This window comes from Paraburkholderia sp. XV (assembly GCF_020177535.1).
GTDB classification, from domain to species: Bacteria; Pseudomonadota; Gammaproteobacteria; order Burkholderiales; family Burkholderiaceae; genus Paraburkholderia; species Paraburkholderia caribensis.
The window spans coordinates 1-23,198 of sequence record NZ_JAGUUD010000123.1; the positions used below are offsets into that span (position 1 = coordinate 1).

Annotated in this window: 22 protein-coding genes; 7 read left to right on the top strand and 15 right to left on the bottom strand. The window is 64.8% G+C overall.

The features are described from left to right. Positions 1–207 precede the first annotated feature (207 nt). Entirely contained in the window at positions 208–1,440 is a 1,233-nt protein-coding gene (locus tag KFO72_RS35200) for an MFS transporter (RefSeq protein WP_225034024.1), read from the top strand. 52 nt (positions 1,441–1,492) lie between these two features. Then, a complete protein-coding gene (locus KFO72_RS35205) occupies positions 1,493–2,305 on the top strand; it encodes an alpha/beta fold hydrolase (RefSeq protein WP_225034025.1) in 813 nt (270 codons plus the stop codon). Between the two features lie 6 nt (positions 2,306–2,311). On the opposite strand, the gene KFO72_RS35210 is transcribed toward KFO72_RS35205, so the two are convergent. The 10 genes from KFO72_RS35210 to KFO72_RS35255 all read right to left on the bottom strand — a co-directional run bounded on the left by KFO72_RS35210 (position 2,312) and on the right by KFO72_RS35255 (position 13,098). Continuing rightward, the gene (locus KFO72_RS35210) at positions 2,312–3,826 is read right to left on the bottom strand and encodes an efflux transporter outer membrane subunit (RefSeq protein WP_062916495.1); all 1,515 of its coding nucleotides are present in this window, start codon (positions 3,824–3,826) and stop codon (positions 2,312–2,314) included. Then, positions 3,823–4,833, bottom strand: a complete 1,011-nt coding sequence (locus tag KFO72_RS35215; RefSeq protein WP_225034026.1) for an efflux RND transporter periplasmic adaptor subunit — start codon at positions 4,831–4,833, stop codon at positions 3,823–3,825. The genes KFO72_RS35210 and KFO72_RS35215 overlap by 4 nt, the downstream gene beginning before the upstream one ends. Further along, positions 4,830–5,039, bottom strand: coding sequence for a DUF1656 domain-containing protein (locus tag KFO72_RS35220; protein WP_054934793.1), 210 nt, complete (start codon positions 5,037–5,039; stop codon positions 4,830–4,832). The genes KFO72_RS35215 and KFO72_RS35220 overlap by 4 nt, the downstream gene beginning before the upstream one ends. A 34-nt stretch (positions 5,040–5,073) precedes the next feature. Further along, on the bottom strand, positions 5,074–7,227 hold the full coding sequence (locus tag KFO72_RS35225; protein ID WP_225034027.1) for an FUSC family protein: 2,154 nt from the start codon (positions 7,225–7,227) through the stop codon (positions 5,074–5,076). Positions 7,228–7,232: 5 nt separating this feature from the next. Continuing rightward, positions 7,233–7,742, bottom strand: coding sequence for a MarR family winged helix-turn-helix transcriptional regulator (locus KFO72_RS35230; protein ID WP_107204060.1), 510 nt, complete (start codon positions 7,740–7,742; stop codon positions 7,233–7,235). Positions 7,743–7,896: 154 nt separating this feature from the next. Further along, the gene (locus KFO72_RS35235) at positions 7,897–8,478 is read right to left on the bottom strand and encodes a YdeI/OmpD-associated family protein (RefSeq protein WP_062916503.1); all 582 of its coding nucleotides are present in this window, start codon (positions 8,476–8,478) and stop codon (positions 7,897–7,899) included. Positions 8,479–8,589: 111 nt separating this feature from the next. Then, the gene (locus KFO72_RS35240) at positions 8,590–9,822 is read right to left on the bottom strand and encodes an NAD(P)/FAD-dependent oxidoreductase (RefSeq protein ID WP_062916505.1); all 1,233 of its coding nucleotides are present in this window, start codon (positions 9,820–9,822) and stop codon (positions 8,590–8,592) included. 25 nt (positions 9,823–9,847) lie between these two features. After that, positions 9,848–10,201: a RidA family protein gene (locus KFO72_RS35245; RefSeq protein ID WP_054934798.1), complete on the bottom strand. Its 354-nt coding sequence runs from the start codon at positions 10,199–10,201 to the stop codon at positions 9,848–9,850. A 16-nt stretch (positions 10,202–10,217) separates the two neighbouring features. After that, entirely contained in the window at positions 10,218–11,744 is a 1,527-nt protein-coding gene (locus KFO72_RS35250) for an amidase (RefSeq protein WP_225034028.1), read from the bottom strand. Positions 11,745–11,811: 67 nt separating this feature from the next. Next, positions 11,812–13,098, bottom strand: a complete 1,287-nt coding sequence (locus KFO72_RS35255; protein ID WP_060606747.1) for an MFS transporter — start codon at positions 13,096–13,098, stop codon at positions 11,812–11,814. Positions 13,099–13,212: 114 nt separating this feature from the next. Here KFO72_RS35255 and KFO72_RS35260 point away from each other — a divergent pair, with 114 nt between their 5' ends. Next, on the top strand, positions 13,213–13,866 hold the full coding sequence (locus KFO72_RS35260; RefSeq protein WP_060602827.1) for a helix-turn-helix domain-containing protein: 654 nt from the start codon (positions 13,213–13,215) through the stop codon (positions 13,864–13,866). Between the two features lie 205 nt (positions 13,867–14,071). On the opposite strand, the gene metE is transcribed toward KFO72_RS35260, so the two are convergent. Next, on the bottom strand, positions 14,072–16,363 hold the full coding sequence (metE, locus tag KFO72_RS35265; RefSeq protein ID WP_225034029.1) for a 5-methyltetrahydropteroyltriglutamate--homocysteine S-methyltransferase: 2,292 nt from the start codon (positions 16,361–16,363) through the stop codon (positions 14,072–14,074). A 64-nt stretch (positions 16,364–16,427) separates the two neighbouring features. On the opposite strand from metE, the gene KFO72_RS35270 reads away from it, so the two are divergent. Then, on the top strand, positions 16,428–17,381 hold the full coding sequence (locus tag KFO72_RS35270) for a LysR family transcriptional regulator (RefSeq protein WP_225034030.1): 954 nt from the start codon (positions 16,428–16,430) through the stop codon (positions 17,379–17,381). 71 nt (positions 17,382–17,452) lie between these two features. Here KFO72_RS35270 and KFO72_RS35275 read toward each other — a convergent pair whose 3' ends face one another. The 4 genes from KFO72_RS35275 to KFO72_RS35290 all read right to left on the bottom strand — a co-directional run bounded on the left by KFO72_RS35275 (position 17,453) and on the right by KFO72_RS35290 (position 20,570). Next, positions 17,453–18,256 carry a family 1 encapsulin nanocompartment shell protein gene (locus KFO72_RS35275; protein WP_054934803.1) on the bottom strand — a complete coding sequence of 268 codons (804 nt, stop codon included), beginning with the start codon at positions 18,254–18,256 and terminating at the stop codon, positions 17,453–17,455. Continuing rightward, entirely contained in the window at positions 18,249–19,319 is a 1,071-nt protein-coding gene (locus KFO72_RS35280) for a Dyp-type peroxidase (RefSeq protein WP_054934804.1), read from the bottom strand. The genes KFO72_RS35275 and KFO72_RS35280 overlap by 8 nt, the downstream gene beginning before the upstream one ends. Before the next feature lie 246 nt (positions 19,320–19,565). Further along, a complete protein-coding gene (fae, locus tag KFO72_RS35285) occupies positions 19,566–20,099 on the bottom strand; it encodes a formaldehyde-activating enzyme (protein WP_054934805.1) in 534 nt (177 codons plus the stop codon). Positions 20,100–20,267: 168 nt separating this feature from the next. After that, positions 20,268–20,570 (bottom strand): hypothetical protein, encoded by a 303-nt coding sequence (locus KFO72_RS35290; protein WP_054934806.1) that lies wholly within the window; start codon positions 20,568–20,570, stop codon positions 20,268–20,270. 538 nt (positions 20,571–21,108) lie between these two features. On the opposite strand from KFO72_RS35290, the gene KFO72_RS35295 reads away from it, so the two are divergent. The 3 genes from KFO72_RS35295 to KFO72_RS35305 form a co-directional block, all read left to right on the top strand. After that, positions 21,109–21,399, top strand: a complete 291-nt coding sequence (locus KFO72_RS35295) for a hypothetical protein (RefSeq protein WP_054934807.1) — start codon at positions 21,109–21,111, stop codon at positions 21,397–21,399. Positions 21,400–21,565: 166 nt separating this feature from the next. Continuing rightward, positions 21,566–21,823 carry a hypothetical protein gene (locus tag KFO72_RS35300; protein WP_225034031.1) on the top strand — a complete coding sequence of 86 codons (258 nt, stop codon included), beginning with the start codon at positions 21,566–21,568 and terminating at the stop codon, positions 21,821–21,823. Positions 21,824–21,996: 173 nt separating this feature from the next. Further along, the coding region (locus KFO72_RS35305; protein ID WP_225034032.1) for an ISNCY family transposase at positions 21,997–23,198 on the top strand (1,202 nt) is incomplete at its 3' end.

The window sequence follows — 23,198 nt, forward strand, 5'->3', positions numbered from 1 at the left end:
GCCGCCCCGCACAGGGGCGACGCGTGAAGCACGCTAACGTAACGCGGATGCCAGCTCAAAGGCAAACGCACGGGGGCGACGCCTGAAGCACGCTAACAATTCGCGGATGCCATCGCAAAAAGCAAACGAAAACCCCAGGCAATATGCAAACCCCAACGAAATCAAAACCCACCCCCCACCCCGCGTCCAACGCATAAAACCAACCCCATGCGCGCTCACCACCAGGCGTTCTTCGCGTCACTGTTCTTCTCGCGGCTCGCAGACCAGATCCTGCTATTTCTCGTACCGCTAGTCGTCTTCCAGACGACCCAACAGACGACATGGTCAGGCATCGCATTCTTTATCGAGGCGTTCCCGCGCTATCTCGTGTTTCCCGTGTGCGGCGCACTCTGCGATCGCATGTCGCCCGTCGTGGTGCTGCGCGCGAGCCAGCGGTTTCGCGCGATGGCATGCGCCGTGGGCATTGCAGGCTTCGCGATAGCAGGCGGAATCGGCTGGCTGATCGCGCTGTCCGCCATATGCGGCGCACTCACCAGCCAGGGGCTGGTCGCTCGCGAAGTGCTGCTGCCGCAGGTCTTCAAGTCCGAGCGCTTCGAGAAGGTGCTGTCCTATGCGCAAATCGCCGATCAGGTCGGTGTGGTCCTCGGCCCAATGCTGGCCGGATTGCTGCTCGGCTGGTCGCGCTGGGAATACGTGGTCGGCGTCGCGGCCGCGCTGTTTTTCGCCGCCGATGGCGCAACCCTGTTCTGGCAGCGCGCCAGCGCTTTCGAATGGACGCCGCACGGGCATGCGGCCGGCGACTGGCTCGCGCCCGTGAAAACGGCACTCGCCCACGTGGTGCGGCTGCCGGGGCTGGCCCGGCTGGTCGCGCTGGCGGCCGCCGAAAACCTCGTGATCGGTGTGACGCTCGCGACCTCGGCGGCCATGGTGACGGGACTGCATCGCCGGCCGGATGCGTTTTATGCGTTCGTGCAGACGGCGGGCGCAATCGCGACCATCGTGATTCTGCTGCTGATCGCCCGCGTGCGGATACCGCGCAAGGCGCTCGGGCTCGTGTCGTTTCTCGCGATTTTCGCGGGCGGGCTGCTGGCTGGCGTGAGCCCTTCCATTTGGGGCTACGTCGCGGGCTTTCTGCTGATCGTCGGCTTCGACAAGATGTTCAGCATCTATATCCGCAGCGTGCGCCAGGCCATCATTCCCGCAAAGGACTACGGCAAGACGCTCGGCGTCGTCATCATGCTCAACAATCTGACGCAGCCGCTGGCGGGCTTGCTGGTCGGCATGTTTTCGGGGAATGGGCGCATGAGCGCCGTCGTCGTGGCGATCTCGCTCGGGATGGGCGCGTTGGGGATGATCGTCGTGCTCGCGGGCATCGGCGCAGGGCGGCGGCGCGTGAACGTTGCGCAGCTGCAGAAGCAGACGCCCGACAGCACCGACTAGCGTGCCCTGTCACAATGAAACGTTAGCCCTTCATCAACGGAGCGCCATCGGCATGCCATCTGACGACGAGTTGAAACACTTCGAAGCGCACGGGGCGGCGCCCCTGCCCGAAGCACAGGAAGAAGGTTGCGTGGACAACGCGGGCGCACGCATCGCCTGGTCCACATATGGCGCGGGCTACCCGGTGGTGCTGTTGCATGGCGGCCTTGGGCATCGCGGCAACTGGGGTTATCAGGTGCCCGCGCTCGTTGCGGCGGGCTGCCGCGCGATCCTGATCGACAGCCGCGGACATGGCCGCAGCACCCACGATGCACAACCGTATAGCTACGAGTTGATGGCGTCCGATGTCCTCGCCGTAATGGACGCGCTGCAAGTACAGAAAGCCGCCTTCATCGGCTGGAGCGACGGCGCCTGCACCGCGCTGATTCTCGGCCGCCGTGCACCGCAGCGCGTCGCGGGCGTGTTTTTCTTCGCGTGCAACATGGACCCGGGCGGCGCGAAGCCATTCGTGCCGACGCCCGTCATCGACGGCTGCTTCAGGCGGCATCGCGCGGACTACGAGGCGCTGTCGGCAACGCCAGGAGAGTTCGACGCGTTCGTTGCCGCCGTCAGCGAGATGCAGCGCACGCAGCCCGATTATTCCGCCGACGATCTCGCGCAGATCCGCGTGCGCGTGACCGTCGCAATCGGCGAGCACGACGAGTTCATCAAGCAGGAACACGCCGTGTACCTGGCGCAGACCATCCCGAACGCCGAACTGATCGTGCTGCCGAACGTCAGCCATTTCGCGCCGCTGCAACGGCCGGCGCTGTTCAATGGCGTGATCGAGCGGTTCGTGGGAACCGCCTTCGAAACGGACGATTGAAACCGCTCAGTCGGCCTTGGCGCCGACTTTGTCGCTCGCGCCGGCCTCCTGCTTTTCGTCTTCTTCCCAGCCGCCGCCGAGCGCGAGAAACAGATTGACCTGATCGACGGCAACCTGGCCTTCGGCCGCCGACACCTGCGCCGCGACGCTGGTGAGCGTGCGCGTCGCGTCGAGGTCGTCGATGAACGTGTCGCGGCCCGCAGCATACAGACGATGCGTTTCATCCGCCGACTGCACGGCCGACTTGTACGCGGTGCGCAATGCGTCGGCGCGCGTCGTATCCGATGCGTAGGTCGACAGGCTCGTCTGCGTTTCGCGCAGCGCATTCAGCACGACGCCGTCGAAGCGCGCGAGTGCGCCGCCCGTCGCGGCTTCCGCTTCGTGAACGCGCGCGCGCTGGCCGTTGATCGGGAATGTCCAGCTGATCAACGGGCCGAACGCCCAGCGGTTCGTGGTCGGGCCGAACAGATCTTCGACGACGCCCACCGAGCCCGCCGATGCGCCAATGCTCACGGTCGGATACAGCGCTGCCGTCGCAACGCCGATGCGGGCCGTCGACGCCGCCAGCAGCCGTTCGGCCTGGCGCACGTCGGGCCGGCGCTTGAGCAGCGCCGCGCCGTCGCCGACGGGGATCGGCTGCTTCAGATGCGGCAGCCGGCTGCAGGCGAGGGCGGCGGGCGGCAGATCGGACGGCGCGCGCGCGAGCAGCATCGCGAGCCGGTATTGCGCGGCGCGGCGGCGCGCGATGAAGCGCGGAATGTCGGCGGCGAGCGTGTCGGCCTGCGTCTGGCCGCGCGTCACATCGGGCTGGTTGCCACGGCCCGCGTCGCGCAGCCGCTGCGTGAGCTTGACACGTTGCTTTTGCAAAGCCAGGGATTGCTGCGCGATCTCCAGTTCTTCGGCCGCCGAGCACGATTCGACATAGGCGCGCACGACGTCGGCGACGACCGTGATGCGCGCGAGATCGCTTGCGGCTTCGACGGCTTCGTCGTCGGCCTTCGCGGCCTCGACGCCGCGCCGCAGCTTGCCGAACAGATCGATTTCGTACGACACGCTCAGATCCAGCGCGCCTTCGTTGACGACGGGAATCTTTTCCGACAGCAGGTACTGTTCAGCGGATTCCTGCGCGCGCTGAAAGGCCGCCGAGGTCTTGCCGGAAAAACCGCCCTGTTCGTTCGCGAAGTCGAGCTGCGCGCGCGAGCGCGCGAGATTGGCCGCCGCCACGCGCAGGTCGGTGTTCGATGACAGCGCCTCGGTGACCAGCTGATCGAGCACGGGGTCGTCGTACAGACGCCACCACTTCGAGGGCACGGCCTGCTGCGTGACGGGCGCCTTGTCCGCGCCGTCGATGGCCGCGTTCGCATACGGCGCGTTGACTGCCGCGTTGTCGGGCAGCTTGTAGTTCGGGCCGACCGTCGTGCAGCCGTTCAACGCGAGCGCAACAGACAACAAAGCGGGCAACAAGGATGGCGGCAACGCCAGGCCGGCGCGCGTCGCCGTGAGGGACGGAAAGCGTTTCATTGCGATGCGCCCGAAGCGGAATGGGTGGCGCTAGCCGGCGCGGTGCCGACGATGGCCGCGCCCGTGGTCGAAGCACCGCCGGGCGAGGCAGCCGAAGCCGCCGCGGCATCCGAGGCCGCCGGGCGGCGTCCCATCGAAGGCCCGATGCCGCGCACCGACACCGTCGCCGTGCGGCCCGCGATCATGCGGAAGTCAGCGGGCACCTCGTCGAGCGCAACGCGTACGGGAATGCGCTGCGCGAGACGCACCCAGCTGAACGCGGGATTCACGTTGGGCAGCAGGTTCTGGCTTTGCTGGCGGTCGCGGTCCTCGATCGCCGCGACGATGCTCAGCACATGGCCGCGCAGCACACCCGGCTCGCCCATCACCTTGATGTCGACAGGCTGGCCGATGTCGATGCCGTGCAGCTTGGTTTCCTCGAAGTAGCCGTCGACGCGGAACGAATGCATGTCGACCACCGACAGCACCGCGTGTCCCGCCGAAACGTATTCGCCCACACGCGGCGCGCGATCGTTCAGATAGCCGTCCACCGGACTCACGACCACCGTGCGCTGCAGGTTCAGGCGTGCCGTGTCGATTGCGACTTCGGCGTCGGCGAGCGCGGCCGTGGCCGTTTCGACGCGCGAGTGCGTCTCCTCGACTGCTTCGCGCGCGACGAGATTGCCGAGCGCGCGGTTGCGGGCATCTTCGCGGCGCGCCTGATCGAGCGTCGCGCGGCGCTGCTGCGCGGTGGCTTGCGCGTTACGCAGCGCAAGCGCGTAGCGCGCCTGGTCGATCACGAACAGCACTTCGCCTTGCTTGACCTGCTGGTTGTCGACGACTTTCACCTGGGTGATGAGGCCGGATACGTCGGGCGCAACCTGGATGACGTCCGCACGCACGTGGCCGTCGCGCGTCCACGGCGCGAACATGTAGTAGTCCACCAGCTTCCACAGCACGGCCGCTGCGATCACGACGACGATAAGGGTGAGCAGGATCTGCCCGACGGAGAACCAGGTTTTTTTCACGTTATGAACCGGTGCGAAACGATGACGACAAGCCCCAGCAGCAGAACATAGATGCCGAGATCGAAAATGGAACGGTGCCAGATGAAGCGGTAAACGCCGATGCGCGCGAACACGTTGCGCACGACCAGGTTCATCAGATAGGCGATGAACATCAGCACCAGCACGGCTGGCACGAACACGCCGAGAATGTCGATTTCGCCGATCATTTGCGTCGACAGAAAGTGAGAGAGGGGTTTCGCATCAGGCTGCGGTCTCCGGTTGTGGCGGCGCATGGCTGCCGGGCGCGGGATGCGGCGGGAACAGCGACAGGCGCATGCCGACCAGCGCGTGCAGCGTCTCGCGCAGCCAGCGCTCGCCATGCGGCGTGACAGGCGGGGGCGGGGGCGCCGGCGCAGCGCCCGGTTCTGCTTGCCCCGGCTGCGCGCCGCCTTGCGTCTGCGCGATGTTGCGCGTGGTCACTTGCGCGACGGCGGCATCGATCGTTTCGATCAGCGCGGCGGGCACCGGCTGCCGTTCGCGACGCGCGATGCACTGCTCGAAATACTGCCGCACGCCGGCGAGCACGTCATCGATGGAGCCTTGCAGGTCGTAGGTCAGCTTGCGGCGCGTGCGCCGGAGGTCGAGCGCGTTCAGCGCGACGCGGAAGTCGCGGAAGCTTTCGATCGCCGGATGGCGGTTCGAGTCCGAGGCCGCGTGGCGCGGCAGCAGCTGCATCAGCCGGTCGAGCATGCGCGAATACAGATTGCGCTGGTCTTCGATCGCCGCCGTCGACGCGCTCACCACGACGTCGGCCCATGCGGACCGCGTGAGCCGCCCGGCCGCCAGTTCGGCGCCGAACGGCCGCGTGATGCGCGTCCAGATGAAGGCGAACAGCAAGCCCGCGACGCCCGCCAGATTGCTGTTGATAAACACGAAGAAGTCGGCTTCGTAAGCGCTCTGAATGCTGATGAAGGTCGCCGTGTTGACGGCCGTGAGCAACGTCACGAGCGTGAATTGCGGGCTCGGGATCAGCGTGCCGATAATGAGGAACGGCCCGGAGAAGATCACGACCAGCATCGCGAAATCGTGCACGTGCGGCAGCACCACGAACACATACAGCCCGGCGAGCACGACGCTCGCGCAGGTCGCGAGGAAGAACTTGAAGACGGAGGGCGCGGGATCGTCGAGCGCCGCGAAGAAGCAGCAGGAGACGGCGGCGAGCGTGACGGCGGCTGCGCCGTCGTTCCAGCCCGACGCGATCCACAGTCCGCACGCGACGATCACCGCGCCGACGGCCGATGCGGTGGAAAACAGCATCATGCCGTAGTCGAAGTAGCGCTCGGTGCCGCCCAGCCGCCAGTGGCGAAAGTGTGGCCGCCACAGGACCGTTTCGTGCACGATGGCCGCGCGCAGGCAGCGGATGTCGCGCCAGACGTCGATGACCTGGCCCAGACGCCACAGCGCGTTCGACAGCAGCGCGCCGTCCCAGCTCGCGAGCGCCTGGGCGGAGGGCCGCATCGCATCGACGCGCGCGCGCAGCGCTTCGGCTTCGTGATCGGGCTCGTCCGCGTGTTCGGCTTCGAGCGCGGGCGCCTTGATCCACTTCGCGACGTCCGCGAGCAGTGTCTCGAGTTCGGGCGTATGCGCGCCGCGCTGCCGTACCAGCTCGATCAGCGGATCGGCCATCGACGATATCAGCGGCAGGAAAATCTGCATGCGGCCCTGCAGGGCGCGCGCCCGGCGCACGATGTCGGGCCGCGTGTGATCGTAGGTCAGTTGACTCAGCAGGAATTCGAGCCCGTTGACGGTAGCCGCGAGGCGCTGGCGCGAGGCCGAGATCGTCGCGCCCGCGATATGGCCGGACAGCGTCTCGCTGGCGTAGAACGCGGCGTCGCGGAACCACGCGTCGGTGCGCTCGATCAGCGTCGGCGCAAGGCGGCTCGGAAACACCACGCTGCCGACGATGCTCGCGACCACGATCCCGAGCAGGATCTCTTCCGTACGCGTGATGGCGAGATCGAAGACGGTGGTCGGATTCGTGACGGCGGGCAGCGCGATCAGCGGCAGCGTGTAGCCGGCGAGCAGGCACACATAGCTGCGCGCGGTGCGGTCGTTCAGCGACACATAGAGCATCGTGCCCGTCCACAGCCCGACGATCGTGCTGAACAGGAACGGCGACTCGACGAAGGGCGGCACGATCAGCACCGCGCCCGCCGCACCGAGGGCCGTGCCGAGCGCGCGGTACAGCGCCTTCGAGCGGGTCGCGCCGACGAACGGATTCGAGACGATATAGACGGTCGCCATCGCCCAGTACGGACGGGGCAGTTCGAGCGCCAGGCCGATGTACAGCGCGATCATCGCGGCCGCGAAGGTCTTGGCGGAAAACAGCCAGTCGCGGACTGAGGGATAGGCCATGGCGGTTATGCGTTGCGTTTGCCGCCGGATCGTGCGGCTGCGGCTGGCTCGTCGGATACGCCCTTGTCGGAGGTGACTGTAGCATCCAGCGACGCATTGAAGGCATTCAGGACCCGCAGGGTCGTCTCCAGGTCTTCGCGGCTCACACCTTTGAGCACGCGCGCGCGCAGGTCCATCAGCCGCTCTTCCATGCGGGCCGTGACGGCGCGGCCTTCGTCGGTGAGGGTGATGGTCTTGGCGCGCCTGTCGTCGGGATCTTCGTCGCGGCGCACGAGGCCCGCCGCGCACAACTGATCGAGCAGCCGCACGAGTGACGGGCCTTCGATCCCCACGTGTTCCGCAAGCGTCACCTGACGCACGGCCTCGCCCAGGCGATGGGCCGTCAGCAGAGGACCCGCGCACGCTTCCGACACGTTGTAGGCAGACAACACGCTATGGCTCGTGCGGCGCCAGCGGCGCGCGGCGACGACCAGCGTGCTGCTGACGGAGCGGCGTAGAAGGTGGAGATTGACCATGGGCCGGGATTGTATGTCGATTTTTATTCGTTAGCATCCTATCGACATAAATTTTTAAGGAAATACTTCAAAATTTGCTTGCGCTGTGTTTGGCAGGCGAGCGCTGGCGCGGCGCTTGCCCGCCGGAGGCAGCTTGTCGAGCGTCCAGGCAGACTTACGCGTCGTTCAGACCTTTGCCGTCGAGAATCATCGGCAGGCATTTTTCGATTCGCGATTCCCGTGTTTTCGATTGCTTCGCCGAAGAGAAGTGGAGCAGATAGGCGCGTTGCCGTCCGGGCGTTAGTGCTTCGAAAGCTTTTTTCAGCGTGGGCGTTTTATCCAGCCTGTTCTGGAATTCCTCGGCGACTTCAAATTCTTCGGTCGATTTGTGAACCACTTTCAGGCCGGCTTTTTCGACCTCGATCGCAGCGCGGATGTAGGTCTTCAGAACCGCTTGCAGCTTGACGATTTCCTGCAGGCTCGTGAACCGTACCTGCCGGGCCGACTGCACGTTCTCCGTCTGCTGGATCAGGATGCCTTTCGGGTCCTTCAGCAACGCGCCCTTGACGAACAGGATCGCGCAGTATTCCTTGAAGCCGTGAATGAGCACGACGTTTTTGTCGTCGACCGTGTAGCAGGGAACGCCCCATTTCAATTCTTCCGTGACGGGGCATTCCAGCAGGATCGCTCGGAGTTTTTCTGTTTCTTCACGCCACTTTTCGAGCTTGCCGATATAGGCGTCGACCTTGGGATTCATTTTTGTCCCTCAGGAAAAAGGCGAGCCTATGGTACCGCCCGCCGCCGGGGGCGGCAAACCGGGCTTCCAGCCAGGCTGGAAGCCCGCCTGGAAGCCGGACTAGAAGCCGGGCTAGAAGCGATCGGCGCGGAACGGATGAGGATCGGTGACGGTGGCGGCGCCCGTCATCATTTCCGCGAGCAGGCGCCCCGTGACGGGCCCGAGCGTCAGCCCGTGGTGCGCATGGCCGAACGCGAACCAGAGGTCCTTGTGGCGTGTCGCGGGGCCGATGATCGGCATCATGTCCGGCGTGCACGGTCGGCGGCCGAGCCACGGACGCTCGTCGAGCCGCGCGCCGAGCGGAAAGGTCGCGCGCGCGATGGGTTCGATCGCATCCAGTTGCACGGGTGTCGCGGGCGCGTCGCAGGCGGCCAGTTCCGCGCCCGTGGTCAGCCGGATACCGCGCGCCATCGGCGTGATCATGTAGCCGATCTCGGTGTCGAGCACGGGCTGATTCAGCTTCGCGCCGTCCTGCGCCGCGTAGTGCATGTGATAGCCGCGCTTGACCGCGAGCGGCAGGCGGTAGCCGAAACGCGCGCTGACGGTATCCGACCAGGGTCCGAGCGAGATGACGGCCGACTGCGCGTCGATACGGCCCGCATCCGTATCGACGCTCCAGTGCGGCTCGAGTGTCGACGCATCGCCGATGAAGACGCGGCCGCCAAGCTGCTCGAAGTAACGCGCGTAGGCCGTGACGAGCGCGTTGGGATCGCTGACGGACTCGGCGTCGGTGTAGCGCAGCGCGCCCAGCAACGCGTGGCTCAGCGACGGCTCCGCGCGCCGCAGTTGCGTGGCGTCGAGTGCGTCGAAGGTGACGCCGTACTCAGCTTGCCAGCGTTCGACGTCGCGCAACGCGGCGTCCTGCTTGCGCGCGCTGCGAAACACTTTCAGCCAGCCGCCCGTGCGCACCAGCGCCTGCGCGCCCGAAGCGTCGATCAGCGCCCGATGCTCGCTGACGCAATGCTCGATCAGCGTCGCGTACGAGCGCGCGATGGCCGTGTGACGATCCGCGCGCGAGTAGTGCCAGTAGCGGTACAGAAACGGCAGCAGCTTCGGCATCGCGCTGAAGTGATAGCGGACATCCAGCGAGCGGTTGCGCGCGTAGCGCAGCAGCGTGCTGGCGTCGCGCGGAAACGCATACGGGTAGACGCCTTCGCGCTGGATCAGCCCCGCGTTGCCGAACGACGTCTCGTTGCCCGGCGCCTTGCGATCGACGAGCGCCACGGTCAGCCCGCGCTTTTGCAGATGCACGGCAACCGACACGCCCACCATGCCGCCGCCGAGTACGACAGTATCGAACTTCATTGCTGCGTATCCTCGTGCGATGACCTCATGCGAGCGCCGTCACGGCGATTTCGACATCGAGGCCCGGTTTCATCAGCAGGGCCTGCACGCAGGCGCGCGTCGGCGCGTGGCCCGCGGGCACCCACGCATCCCACACGGCGTTGAATTCGTCGAAGTGCTTCGGGTCGCTGAGCCACACGTTCGCGGTGAGCACGCGAGTCTTGTCGACGTTCGCGGCTGCGAGCAGCGTGTCGATGCGCGTGAGGATTTGCGTCGCCTGCACGGTGATCGACGCGCCCGCCGTGTCCGGCACCTGGCCGGACAGATGGACGACGCCGTTGGCGATCACCACCTGGCTCATGCGGGCGTTGGTTTGCAGTCGTTGGATCTCGTTGGACATGATGGATTGCTATGAGTCAGACGGATGACGTGCCGGCTTGCGCTTCGCCGGTGGAATCGAAAATGGGCGGCGCGGTGACAATCGACTTGAGCGCCGGATTCGGCTTTGCGAGCCGCGCCAGATCGGGACGCGGGCGGCGCAATGCGGGGTGCGTGTCGAAAGCCTGTTCCATCGCGCGCGCGACGGCCAGCGTCTTGAGATCGCCATGAAACGGCCCGACGATCTGCAAGCCGAACGGCATGCCCGCAGCATCGACGCCGCATGGCAACGACAAGGCGGGATGCGTCGTCAGCGTCACGACGTAGGTCAGCGCGAGCCAGCGGTAGTAGTTCTCCTGCGCGCGGCCGTTGATCTGCGCCGCGTAAAGCTCGCGCCACGGGAACGGCGAAACGGGCGTGGTCGGCGACAGGATCACGTCGTAACGGTCCAATGCCGACTGGAAGCGCCGGAAAATCCGCGTCTGTTCCGCTTGTGCCCACGCGCTGTCGGCGAGCGTCATCGCCGCGCCCATCTCGTAGTTCGCGCGCGTGTTGGGACCGAGCGCGCCCGGGTCGCGCGCATACGCGTCCCGCAAACCCGCGACGAAGCTTTCCGCGCGAATCACGTCGAACGCGCGGTGCGCATCGCCGAGATCGAACTGGACCGGTTCGCAGGTTTGCACCATCGGCGCGAGCGCCGCCATACGTGAGCGGAAGAGGGCGCGGATGCCGTCGTCGACGTCGCAGCAGCCGAAGTCTTCCGTATAGCCGACGCGCAGCGTGGCGAGATCGAGCGCAGGCAGCGTTGCAAAACCGAGTGGATCGACTTCGTAGCTAAGCGGATCGCCTGTCGAGAGGCCCGCCGTTGCCGCGAGTTGCAATGCCGTTTCTTCGACATCGCGGCCCATCGGTCCGACCACGGAAATCGGCGTCCAGCCCAGCAGCCGGCGCGAGTTGGGCACGAGCCCGGCGGACGGCCGGAAGCCCACCACGCCGCATTTCGACGCGGGAATGCGCAGCGAGCCGCCCGTATCGGAGCCGGTGCAGACGGGCAGCATGTCGCAAGCGAGCGCCGCCGCCGAGCCGCCCGATGAGCCGCCCGCGTTCAGTTCCGGATTGAACGGATTGCCCGTCGCGCCCCACACCGGATTGCGCGTGTTCGCGCCCGCGCCCAGTTCGGGCACGTTGGTCTTGGCGACAAGAATCGCGCCTGCCGCGCGCAACCGTTCGACCAGCACGACATCGCGCGACGGCACATGGCCGCGCGACATCGGCGAGCCGTAGGTGGTCAGCAGGCCCGCCGTGTCTTCGAGGTCCTTTACGCCGAGCGGCAGTCCGTGCAACAGCCCGAGCGGCTCGCCGTCCAGCACCTTGCGCTCGGCTGCCTTCGCGGCCTTGCGCGCGTCGTCGTAGCAGGTCGCCGTGATCGCATTGACGGCGGGGTTGATAATTTCGATCCGCTCGATGCAGGCTTCGAGCAGTTCGACGGGGGAAATCTCTTTCGCGCCGATCATCCGGCGCAATTCGACGGCGTTGCGGGCGACGAGGTCGTCGTTAGCGGACATGGTTCAGGTTCCGGGTTGTGCCTGCTCGTTCATGCTCGTTCATGCTTGTTCGAGATGACGGACGAGTTCAGTCGAGCGCTTCGCCCGTGCGGTCGCGCAGCCAGATCACGGGTACGAGCGACACCGCGCAGGCCGCCGCGACGTACCACGCAGGCGCGAGCGGGTTGCCCGTCAGGGCCACGAGCCAGCTCGCGACGAACGGCGAAAAGCCGCCGAAGAACGACGCGCTCACCACATAGGTTAGCGCGATGCCCGTCGCACGCACATGTTTGGGGAACAGTTCGGGGATCATCACGAGCACGGGCACGATCTGCCCGGCGACGAACAGCGCGAGAAACGCGGACACGGTGCACAGCGTCAACGTCGAAGGCTGCGCCGACAGCCACGCGAAGGCGGGATACACGGCGAGCAGCAGCGTCACGCGCGATATGACAAGCACGCGCTTGCGGCTGAAGCGGTCGGCGAGCCTGCCCGCGACGGGCGCCGCGACGAACAGCACCAGCGAGCTGATCACGCCCGAAGCAACAGACGCCGTCGACGACAGATGCAGCGTGCGAACCGCATGACTCGGCAGAAAGAACGCGGTGATGTAGACGGAAACGGAGCCGCCGAGTTCGGCGAAGGTGCCGAGTATCGTCAGCTTCAGATGGGTGGTGAGCGCCGCTTTCAACGCGCCGCGGCGATGCGTGCTGGCGGACGACGCGTCGCTGAGCGTCTCTTCGAGACGCCTGCGGATCAGCATGCCGACGGGCGCCGCGACGATGCCCAGCACGAACGGAATGCGCCAGCCCCATGCGAGCAGCGCGTCTTTCGGCAGCGAGACGTTGACGAGCGTCGCGACGGCCGCGCCGAGCGCGAGGCCCAGCGCGGTCGCGGCGAAGTTCCAGCTGGCGAAGAACGCGCGCGTCGAGTCCGACGCGTATTCGACCAGCAGCGTCGTGCCGGGGCCGAACTCGCCGCCTGCGGCGAAGCCCTGTATCAGGCGCGCCGCCAGCACGATGAAAGGCGCGGCCATTCCCGCCACCGCATAGGGCGGCGCACAGGCGATCAGCGCGCAGCTCAGCGCCATCAGCATGATAGTCAGCACCATCGCCTTCTTGCGGCCCGCGCGGTCGGCGTATGCGCCAATCACGATGCCGCCCAGTGGACGCACGACAAAGCCGACGCCGAACACGCCGATCGACAGCAGAAACTGGTTCACGGGCGACGCGGACGGGAAGAACAGTTGCCCGATCTGGATCGCGAAAAAGCTGTAGATGGTGAAGTCGTAGAACTCCAGCGCCGTGCCGAGCGTCGTCGCGGCGATGACCTGGGTTTTCGACAGACCGGCTTTTTCCAATGCAAGCGTTGACACGTCGAGCGCTCCTGAGTGGAACTGCATGGGACTGGAATCGATGCGAGTTATCATATACGAGAAAAAATAAATTCTCGTATACGACAAAACTCTTTGTCATCTCTGAGTATCGCCATGGCCAGATCCGTCGCACGCAAGCAATCCGAACCTGTCGAGCCCACGTCGCAGATCGACCATCAGGTGGTCGGCGCGCGGCTGCGCGACGCGCGCAAGGCACGCGGACTGACGCTGATGCAACTGTCGGAGCAGTCGGGCATCGCCGTGTCGACGATCTCGAAGGCCGAGCGCGGCGACATCGCGCTGACCTACGACAAGTTCGCCGCGCTCGCGCATGCGCTGCAACTCGAATTCGATGCGATTTTCGGCCGCGCGAAGCACACCAGAGGCTCGGGTGCGAGTCCCATCGTGCCGACGTTCACGGCGTCCGGGCAGCAGATGATCTACGACACGCCCAACTACGAGTACGGGATGCTCGCCAACGACCTCACCGGCAAGCGCATGGTGCCGATGCGCGCGCACGTGCGGGCCCGCAAGCTCGCCGATTTTCCCGACTATATTCGCCACAGCGGCGAGGAGTTCGTGTTCCTGCTGGATGGCACGCTCGAACTGCGCTTCGAGACGGGCGCGGTGTTTCAGTTGAAGCCGGGCGATAGCCTGTACTTCGACAGTTCCGTTGGACACGTGTATCTGAGCACGGGGAAAAAACCGGCGGAAGTGCTCGTGTGCTGCGTGGACACGGACGCTCGCCGGCCCGCCGATGCGATCTGAACACAACACCCGACGCGGGTAACATCGCGGCTCGAACGATCTTCGGCGAGGGCGCTTCGTGATTTACGCGAGCGAGCAATAGCGCGGGCCATGCGACATCGCGATCGGAAGAGGCGGCGCGATTCAAGACCGCGTAAGCAACAACGTCGAAGGCCACCCGCGGGTGGCCTTCGATTGTCGTCATCCGCGCAGATCGGCGAATGCGTCAGATGCGTTGCCGAAGCGTTCGCGCAGCCGCCACCATGTTCTTCAGCGCAGGAATCACTTCATCCCATGCGCGCGTCTTCAAGCCGCAATCGGGATTGACCCACAAGCGTTCCGCAGGAATCCGCCCGGCCGCCTTCTGCATCAGATTCACGATGTGGTCCTGACTCGGAATATTGGGCGAGTGAATGTCGTACACGCCCGGCCCGATCTGGTTCGGATAGTCGAAGTCGTCGAATGCATCGAGCAGTTCCATATCCGAGCGCGACGTTTCGATCGTGATCACGTCGGCATCCATGTCGGCGATCGACGCGATGATGTCGTTGAACTCCGAATAGCACATGTGGGTGTGAATCTGCGTTTCGTCCTGCACGCCGTTCGCGGTGATACGGAACGACTCCACTGCCCATTGCAGATACTCGTTCCACTGCGAGCGGCGCAACGGAAGGCCTTCACGCAGGGCCGCTTCGTCGATCTGGATCACGCGCACGCCCGCCTTTTCGAGGTCCAGCACTTCTTCGCGGATCGCGAGCGCGAGTTGGCGGCACGACACCGCGCGCGGCTGGTCGTCGCGCACGAACGACCAGTTCAGGATCGTGACGGGACCCGTCAGCATGCCTTTCATCGGCTTCGTGGTTTGCGACTGCGCATACCGGGTCCATTCGACGGTCATGGCCTTCGGGCGGCTGATGTCGCCGAACAGAATGGGCGGCTTCACGCAACGCGAACCATACGACTGCACCCAGCCGAACTGGCTGAACGCGTAGCCATCCAGTTGCTCGCCGAAGTATTCGACCATGTCGTTGCGTTCGGCTTCGCCATGCACGAGCACATCGAGGCCGAGGGCTTCCTGTTCTTTCACGGCGCGCGTGATCTCGCGCTCCATCGCGGCCTTGTAGCCGGCCTGATCGAGTTCGCCCGCCTTGTACTGGCTGCGCGCGTGGCGGATGTCGCTCGTCTGCGGGAAGGAGCCGATCGTGGTGGTCGGGAACGCAGGCAGGTTGAGAATCGCGGACTGCTTTTCCGCACGCTGCGGATAAGCGCTCACGCGCTTGCCGAGCGCCGCGTCGATACGCGCAACGGCAGCCTTGACAGCCGGGTTGTGCACACGCGGCGACACGCGACGGCTTTCGATTGCAGCGGCGTTCGCTTCGAGCGCAGCGGCCACCGACTCGCGCCCGTCGTTCAGCGCACCCGCCAGCGTCGTCAGCTCGTCGAGCTTTTGTAGCGCGAATGCGAGCCACGATCTGATGTCGGCATCGAGCCTCTGTTCGCTGTTCAGATCGACAGGGGTATGCAGCAGCGAGCACGAAGGCGCAATCCAGAGCCGGTCGCCGAGCGAGCGGTGCAGCGGTTCGAGCCATTCGAGGACTGCGTGCAGATCGGTCTTCCAGATATTGCGGCCGTTGATCACGCCCACCGACAACACCGTTGCATCCGCGAGTTTCGCAGCGACCTGCGCGACTTCATCGCGTGCATTGATCGCGTCGATATGCAGGCCGTCGACGGGCAGCTTGCACGCGAGTTCGAGGTTGTCCTGCAACTGCCCGAAGTAGGTGGCGAGCAGCAGTTTGACGCGGCGTGCCGACAGCGCATCGTAGGCGGTGACGAACGCGTCGCGCCACGTCGCGTCGAGTTCCGTCACGAGCAGCGGCTCGTCGATCTGCACCCAGTCGATGCCTTGCGCCGTGAAGTAGTCGAGCAGCGCCGCATAGACGGGCAGCAGGCGCGGCAGCAGCGCGAGCTTGTCGGAGTCGTCCTTTGCCTTGCCGAGCCACAGATACGTGACGGGCCCGATGATGACGGGCTTCACGTTGACGCCGAGCGCGCGGGCCTCGTTGATCTGTTCCAGCAGACGCGAAGGATCGAGCGAGAACTGCGTGTTCGCGTCGAACTCGGGGACGATGTAGTGATAGTTCGTGTCGAACCACTTGGTCATTTCGCCTGCCGCGACACCGCCGCAGCAGGCGCCGTGCGCTTGCGCGTTCTGCGCCGAACGTCCGCGCGCGACGCGGAAAGCGTTGTCGAGCGTGTCGCCGTGAAAGCCGCGCACGCGCTCGGGCAGATTGCCGAGCGTGAAGCTCATGTCGAGCACCTGATCGTAGAACGCGAAATCGCCGACGGGCACGAAGTCCAGACGCGCCTGATCTTTCCAGTGACGCTGACGAAGCTGTGCGCCGACGGCCTTCAACTCATCGCGCGTCGCTTCGTTCTTCCAGTATTTCTCCAGGGCGAATTTCAGTTCGCGTTTTGCGCCGATGCGCGGAAAACCCAGATTGTGTGTCGTGACCATCGCTATTCCCCGTTCGGATAATGAATCTGGAAGCGATGATAGAATTTTCGATGTATGAATAAAAATGGATTTATTTCATACAACGATTAATTCTGTTCATGAGGTAGTCATGCTGGAGCGCAGTCATCTGATGGTGGTCCGGGAAGTGGAGCGGCAAGGTTCGCTCACAGGCGCCGCCGACGTGCTGAACCTCACGCAGTCGGCGTTGAGCCATACGGTGAAGAAGCTCGAACAGCAACTGGGCACGCCCGTGTGGACGCGCGAGGGCCGCTCGATGCGTCTCACGCAGGCGGGCCAGTACCTGCTCGGTCTCGCCAACCGGCTGCTGCCGCAATTCGAGCTCGCGGAAGAACGCATGAAGCAATACGCGCAAGGCGAGCGCGGCACGTTGCGTATCGGCATGGAATGTCACCCGTGCTACCAGTGGCTGCTGAAGGTCGTGTCGCCGTATCTCGCGCGCTGGCCGGATGTCGATGTCGACGTGAAGCAGCGCTTTCAGTTCGGCGGCATTGGCGCGCTGTTCGGCTATGACATCGATGTGCTCGTCACGCCCGATCCGCTGAAAAAGCCGGGCTTGCGCTTCGAGCCCGTGTTCGATTACGAGCAGGTGCTGGTGGTCGCCGACGGGCACGCTTTGTCCAGCGAGCCTTATGTGACACCGGAGCAACTGTCGGCGGAGGTGTTGATCACCTATCCCGTCGAAACCGACCGGCTCGACATTTACACGCAGTTCCTCACGCCCGCCAACGTCGTGCCGAGACGGCACAAGGTGATCGAAACGACCGACATCATGCTGCAGATGGTCGCGAGCGGCAGGGGCGTCGCGGCGCTGCCGCGCTGGCTCGCGGAAGAGTACGCGGGATGGATGCCGCTCACGCCGCTGCGCCTGGGCAAGAAGGGCATCGCGAAGCAGATTTTTCTGGGCACACGCGAGGCGGACGATGCGATCGATTATCTGAGCGCGTTCGTCGCGATGGCGCGCAAGGCGGATTGGACTGGCGCGCGGTTTCGGGAATAGGACTGCGGCGCGCGCGCCGCGTTCTGGGGCTGACAACTGAGGCTCGGCGCGCGAGGCGCCGAGCTCGACACTTATTCCGCCGGCACCACCGACACCGACGCTTCGCCCGTCAGCATCAGGAAAGTCAGCGATTCGCGCAGATAGAGGCGCACGGCCGAGTCCGTATGGCTCTGATAGCCAATCGACACGTCCTGCCCGAGATGCAGTTCGTAGTCGCCGCCGCGCATCGACAGCACGCTGCCGCCTTCGATCGCCGGTGCCCAGATGATGTCGCCGTTCACGAGCCGTTTGATGTGTTCCAGCACGGGGTAGCCCTGATCGCGCGCTTCGCCGAGCGCCGTGTACGCGTCGGCGCCGAGCAGCACGGAGTAGGGTCCATCGACGCCCGCCAGCCGCAGTTGCTGAAGCGCGCCGCCGATCGCATCCGGATAGTCGGCGACATCGGCAGGTAGCGTGAGCGACGCGTTCGACGAACCCTCGCGAATCCCGACAATCCCCGCGGCCTTGTAGCCGTCGAAGATCGCGCGGTCTTCGGCATAGGCGAGTTGCTTCGCGGCATCCTTGGCGGGCTGCCAGTCCGAATCGTTCGCGCCGCGCTCGACGGCGTCGATCGCGTCGCGCGACAGTTCGAACGGCACGTTCAGCTCCACGAGCGCCTTGACCTCGGCCAGCTTCGCGATCACGCCGTGATGCGGGGCCGCGATCGCCGCCTGATGACCCGTGCCGACGCTGGACAGATCGACGCCGCCCGGGCCCTTCACGTCGACCACGCGGCGGCCCGCGACCGAGCGTTTGAAAGTGCGCGCCACTTCCTCTTCGATTTGCGACCAGGCTTCACTGGAGATCGGGGCAAGCTCGCGATGCAGGTTATTCATATTGAGAAGTTCCTTTCAAAGAGCCTATGTTCAGCGAGCCGTTGTGAGTCGGCCCGGCGGATGCGGGGAGGTCGAACGGCGCGCTCGGGCTTGCGTCGGCTGCGGTGCTGGCGGCTTGCGGATCGCGATCGGCGAGCGCCTCGAGCAGCGTCGCCGAAGGCACGAAGAACAGTCCGCCCGTGGCGGCGCGGCTGAAGTCGAGCAGCCGGTCGTAGTTGCCGGGCGGGCGTCCGACGAACATGTTCTCGAGCATCTTTTCGATGGGATCGGGCGAGCGCGCGTAGCCGATGAAGTACGTGCCGAACTCGCCGGAGCCGGGCCGTCCGAACGGCATGTTGTCGCGCAGAATCTTCACTTCCTGTCCGTTCTCGACGAGCGTCGTCAGCGAACTATGCGACGAGGTCGGCTTGACGGCGTCGTCGAGCTCGATGTCGGAAAGCTTCGTGCGGCCGATGATGCGCTCCTGTGTCTCGACGGACAGCGCATTCCAGCCCGCCATGTCGTGCAGGTACTTCTGCACGAGCACGTAGCTGCCCGATATGAATTCGGGGTCTTCGTCGCCGATCATCGTGAAGTCGACGGCATCGCGTCCCGTCGGATTCTCGGTGCCGTCGACAAAACCCACCATGCTGCGCAAATCGAAATAGCGAAAACCATGCACTTCGTCGACGACCTCGACCGACTCGCCGAGCCGGTTCACCAGTTGCGTGGCAAGTTCGAAGCACAGGTCCATCTGGTCGGCGCGGATATGCAGCAGGATGTCGCCCGGCGTGGCGATCGCGCGGCGCTCGCTCGGGCCGAACTCGCGAAACGGGTGCAGTTGCGCAGGGCGGGGCGCGCCGAACAGCGTGTCCCACGCGCCGGAACCGAAGCCGACCACGCACGACAGGTTGCCGGACGGCACACGCTTGCCGACCGAGCGGACGAGCGCGGCGACGTCGGCGCACCATGCGCGCGCGGTGGCGGCATGCTCTTCGCCCTGGGCCAGCGTGGCAACGATGAAAATCGCGCTGCGGTTGATGGGGGTGGTGACGGCTTGGGGTTCTGGAATGTCGTTGGGCATCGGACCATGTCCTGTTGAAACCATTGCGGATTGCGTCGTGGCAGAAAAGGTGCCGGATTAGGAGAGTACCGCGAACATGGGGTGTTTGTCGTACGAGAGGTCGGAGCGGCCGCGTGGGAAACGCGGCGCCGCGCTCAGGTCGGACCGACGTGACGTGATGGTGCGGCAAGCCGCCTTGTCATGCTTTTGCGGGGCGCGCGCGATTCTGAAATCGCACGGTGGGCCGGGTCGCCGGACGCACGACGTTCAACTCCAGTCGTCCATGTCGTGTTTGATCGTATGACGGTTGGCGATCAGCGTGTCCACGCCCGGTTCGTTGCTCATCGCCCGCCGGATCGCGAGTTTGGTTGCTTCGTAGTTCGTGCGGTACATGTCCTTCTTGTCGAGATTCGCATCTGTGACGCAGCGCGGATCGATCCAGACCAGACTGACGATGCATAGCTCGTTCGCCTGGTCTTTCGGCAAGATGCCTTCGATCAGGCAATCGACGATCGCATCCGCCGTGGCCGATTGCACGACGCCGCCGAACAGTTCGATAGTCGCCATGTCGCGCAGCGTCACCTTGGGGACGATCATCGTCGCGGGCCGCACCATCTGGTTGCAGGCGCGAATCGCAAACATCGCCGTGTGCCCTTTGCTCTGCGCCATCATGTTCGCAAACGCATGCCCGACCGGGCCGTCTACGCGGCCGATCAGGATTTCGGGCATGGCGTCCGTCACCTGGCCGGGCGCCGCGAAGACGGTGGCTTCACCGGCGCGGAATGTCAGATCGATGCTCATCGTGAACCTCCTCGTTGATTGGACGATATGGGAGGTGCGATGAATGCAAGGGCGGTGCCATTGATTTCGACGCGCGGGAGCAGGGCGGCGCCGTCAGGCGCTTACCCACCCTGTTACGCAATATGTGCCGGGCTCGTGACAGAGTGACAAATGGCTGCGGGGTGCGTGCTACGCTGCGGCAAAGACCGTCGCGCCCCGATCCTCGAAGTGCGCGGCGCTGCGAACGAAGCGGTACTTCTGGCCGCCAATTTCGAGGTGGTTACGTCCGCAGCGGGTCAGCCTGAGAATGTCGTCGACGATCGATGCACTGATCGCGCCGTGATACCGCCACTGATCCTGGGCCTTCGTCGCGTCGCCGACGTAGATCGCACAGAGGCCGTCGCACATCTGCATCACGAGCACGCTGCCGCCGTTATCGAGCGATATTTCCAGGTAGGCGGCCAGCGTCAGCAGTGACTCGGTCGTCGGCATGATGACTTCCCCAAGAAACGCAGCTTTGCGGGTGTCGTTCGGACTCACCCATCAACCGATCTGCCTGGTGGGGGCGGCCGGTATTTTTCAGAGCCCGGCGAGCAACGCGTTGATGTGCTCGGGACGCGTATCGAGCAAAACGGGCTTGACCAGCAAGGGCGCGAAAACCGGTTCGCCCAGGCGGGTCATTGCCGGCGTTGGGTGAACTGACGGATCGATGAGTCGCCGCGCCATGGTACTCCATGCATGGCCCTCGCGCTGCGCATTCGGGCGGGCATCGGCGTCTACGTGAGATGCCCGTTTCAGGCGGGTGGAAAGCAAAGTTTCGCTGTACAAATGCCTGAATGCGCGTACGATGGACTGAGTCCTCGCACCTCGCGCTCATTTCGGTTTTCATTTCCGTTATATCGCCCGCCTGAATGCACCGCAACGCTGTCGCCCGACAGTCGCGTGTGCGCCGATCGCGACGCGGCCATTGGGTCCGCGCTCGTCCCACCTGCATGATCTTCGCCGCACATCGCGGTTAAAGAGGTGTCTCATGGAAGCCGCTGCCTATCTGTACAGGGGGCTTGAAGTTCGTCTGCTCGTCTATCCGCGTCAACGCACGATGGCGGGAACGGGGCACAGCTACGATCAGGGCTTCGATGCCGCTGTCCGGATCAACGAACCAGGGCAGAAGGAAGTGGAAGGGCGCAGCCGCGTTTTTCAGCTCAAGGTTGAACACGGCTTTGAAAACATCGGCGATGCGAGAAGGGCGTCGACGGCTTATGCCGAACATCTCATCGATGCGTGCCCTTCGGGCCGAACCATCTGGGATGCCGAAGTGTGAGTAGCCGATGGTGCGCGGTGTTCGATGGTTCTACCGTGCATCGCGGGCGTGCTTCGATTGATGACGGATGCCTGGCTTTGTTGGTTGGTGTGCATTGATGATACGCACGCCGCGAGTTTGCTGAAAACGGACTGTGTATTCGCGCGGCGCGCGATGGGAGCGTTGTATGTATCTCGATTCTGCACTGTTTCGAATAGACCCTACGCCACGTCGAGCCGATGGCGAATACATGGCTCACGCCATGATCAGTGGCCCGCTGCCGGACGGCCAGCCGTTCATCCATATGAGCGGTGATCTGGCGGGTTTCGATCTTCGCCAGGATGCCGTTCAGTATGCGACCGACTGGGCAAACGACTGGCTGCAGAAAAGCTTCGACGACTCGCGTCATGCGCCGCGGGATTCGATGGGGATGAAGGATGCATAAACGGAAGGCTGGTGGTGAGGGTTCATGTCGTTTTGTGATTTGACATAAGATAAATTATCAACAACAAATCGTGTAGCGGCTCTATCCTAATGTCGTGTTCTGGCTATTTACAGATGTCGTGTTTCTGAACGCTGGCAAGCTGGCACCGTGCTGCAACCATGCGGGAGCCAGCCATGAAGCCGGACACCACACTGGTGAGTCTGAGCATGCGCGAACTGGACAGGCTGAAGGTTATCCAGGCCATCGTTGAGATCGGCCTGAAGCCCGGCCGTGCCGCCGAACGGCTGGGCCTGACCGTGCGCCAGGTCGAACGTCTGGTGACCCGGTATCGGGAGCGTGGGCCGTCCGGCGTGGCCTCCGGCAGACGTGGCCGACCGGGTAACCGCAAGCTCGACGCAGGGCTGGCGGTGCGGGCCCTGACGATCGTCCGCGAGCGCTACGCGGATTTTGGGCCGACGCTGGCGCGCGAGAAGCTCGAGGAATGTCACGGCATCCGGCTGGCCAAGGAGACGGTCAGGCGACTGATGACCGAGGGCGGACTGTGGGTGCCGCGCAAACAGCGTCCGCCGAAGCTCTACCAGCCACGGGCGCGGCGCGCCTGCCTGGGCGAACTGGTGCAGATCGACGGCAGCGATCACCGCTGGTTCGAGGACCGCGCGCCGGCCTGCACGCTGCTGGTGTATGTCGATGATGCGACCAGCCGGCTGATGCAGCTGCACTTCACGGCCACCGAGTCGACCTTCAGCTATTTCGAGGCGACGCGCGCGTACCTCGAGCGCCATGGCAAGCCCGTGGCGTTCTACAGCGACCGCGCGAGCGTGTTCCGCAGCACGTGCGCCGGCAAGACGGGGCGCAGCGTGACGCACTTTGGCCGCGCGATGTACGAACTGAACATCGATACGTTCTGCGCGAACTCGAGTTCCGCGAAGGGTCGTGTGGAGCGTGCGCACCTGACGCTGCAGGACCGGCTCGTCAAGGAGTTGCGCCTGAAGGGCATCAGCACGGTCGCTGACGCCAACGCGTACGCGCCCTGCTTTATCGCGGCCTACAACGCGCGTTTCGCGAAGCCGCCGAGAAGCACGTTCGACGCACACCGGCCGTTGCGTGACGATGAGGATCTGGACCGGCTGATGACCTGGCGCGAGACGCGCCGTGTGACGAAGTCACTGACGGTGCAATACGACCGGGTCATGTACCTGCTGGAAGACACGCCGGCCAACCGCGCGCTGGTTCACCGCTACATTGACGTGTGGGAGTACCCGGACGGGCGCATCGAGATCCGTGCCGATGGTGAGGTGCTGGCGTGCCGGCGCTACGACCAGCTCGCGGAAGTCGATCAGGGCGCGGTGATCGAGCACAAGCGGCTGGCTCACGC